Genomic DNA, 1,579 nt, shown 5'->3' with positions numbered 1-1,579 from the left:
CGTGATAGCTGTGCTCCATGACGACGATGCGCGAGCGCTGCGCGCCGTTGTTGCGGTGAAAGCCGAGCGCCATTTTGAGCGCCACCTCGACGCTGGTCGAGCCACTGTCGGAATAGAAGACCCAGTCGAGACCCGGCCGCGTCATGTCTACCAGCGCCGAAGCCAATCGCTCGGCCGGCTCGTGACTGAGGCCGGCGAAGATCACCTGGTCGAGCGTCTCGGTCGTCTCCCTGATTGCCTCTACGATCTTCGGGTGGCGGTGGCCGTGGGTGATGACCCACCAGGACGAGATCGCATCAAGGATGCGCCTGCCGTCGCGCGTCTCGACATAGGCGCCCTCAGTCCGCACGATCGGTGGCGGCGCCGGCTCGGTGGCGTGTTGGGTGAAGGGATGCCAGACAGCGGAGCGGCGACTCATGGCCGGATCTCCGCGAAGTCGGCGGCGTTAAACGAAGCCTTCATGGCCGCGGAAAGTGTTCCAGGGGTCAGCGACTGGAGAAAGGGGAGACGACCCAGCACGCGAACCTTGCCCATCTGGACGATCGTTTTTTGCGTATCGACCATCCTGTCGCCGATGAACACCACGCCGAGCAGGGGGATTGAGCGGGCGCGAAGAGCCTCGATCGAGAGCAGCGTGTGGTTGATGGTGCCGAGCATGGTGCGGGCGCAAAGCACCACCGGCGCGTTCCACTGTGCGAAGACGTCGATGTAGAGTGTGCGTCGATTGACCGGCACCATCAGCCCGCCGGCGCCCTCCACGACGAGCGGACGGTCCGTCTTGGGCAGTGCGAGTTGACCTGCATCGATCTCCACCCCGTCCAACTCGGCGGCGCGGTGTGGGGACAGCGGCTCTCTGAGGCGCCAGGCTTCCGGCAACACCTGGTCGGTAGACAGTCCTGCCAGAAGAGAGACAACCTCGCTGTCGGTCTCTTCCTGGATGCCCGCCTGCACCGGCTTCCAGTAGATGCCGTCAAGCAGGCCGGTCAGACCCGCCGCGAACACCGTCTTGCCGATGCCGGTGTCGGTGCCGGTCACGACGATTTGCATCGTCATCGCGCGCGCTCCCATTCTGCAGCTAATGCATCAAACAGTGCCGAGACGTCGGCCTCGCCGACATTCAGCGTCAGCGAGATCCGCAGCCTTGCCGTGCCTTCGGGCACGGTCGGGGGGCGGATGCCGCGCACGTCGAAACCGTGCGACTGCAACGCCGCTGCCAGCGCCATGGCGCGGCCATTGTCGCCGACGACGACCGGCAGGATCTGCGAGCCGCTCGTGGGCAAGCCAAGCTCCTCGGCCCTCTTGCCGGCAAGCGCGACCAGGCTCGCCAGACGCTCGCGGCGCTCCGGCTCCTGGACGACGATATCGAGGGCCGTTGCCGCCGCCACCGCCATCAAAGGCGACGGCGCGGTGGCATAGACGAAGGGTCGGCAACGATTGACGAGATAGTCGCAGATCACAGCAGGCGCGGTGACCAGCGCGCCGGAGGCGCCCAGCGCCTTGCCGCAGGTGTGCAGCACCACGACATTGTCGCGGCCTTCGAGATCGTGCGCGAGGCCCCGCCCCGCCGGGCCACAGACGC

At 66.4% G+C, this 1,579-nt stretch carries 3 protein-coding genes; all 3 read right to left on the bottom strand.

The genetic code is table 11. The features are described from left to right. Nucleotides 1-418 (bottom strand): aminotransferase class III-fold pyridoxal phosphate-dependent enzyme (locus EN780_RS33835; RefSeq protein ID WP_128276424.1); only part of this gene is annotated, 418 nt, incomplete at its 3' end. Continuing rightward, complete coding sequence (gene bioD / locus EN780_RS33830; protein WP_128276423.1) at nucleotides 415-1,053, bottom strand: dethiobiotin synthase; 639 nt, start codon at nucleotides 1,051-1,053, stop codon at nucleotides 415-417. The genes EN780_RS33835 and bioD, both read right to left, overlap by 4 nt. Then, a partial coding sequence (locus EN780_RS33825) for an aminotransferase class I/II-fold pyridoxal phosphate-dependent enzyme (RefSeq protein ID WP_128276422.1) occupies nucleotides 1,050-1,579 on the bottom strand: 530 nt, incomplete at its 5' end. The genes bioD and EN780_RS33825, both read right to left, overlap by 4 nt.

Origin of the sequence: Mesorhizobium sp. M4B.F.Ca.ET.089.01.1.1, assembly GCF_004022605.1 — a bacterium.
Classification (GTDB): domain Bacteria; phylum Pseudomonadota; class Alphaproteobacteria; order Rhizobiales; family Rhizobiaceae; genus Mesorhizobium; species Mesorhizobium abyssinicae.
Note: the sequence above shows the minus strand (reverse complement) of the source record. Positions and strands in the feature narration are given on the sequence as shown.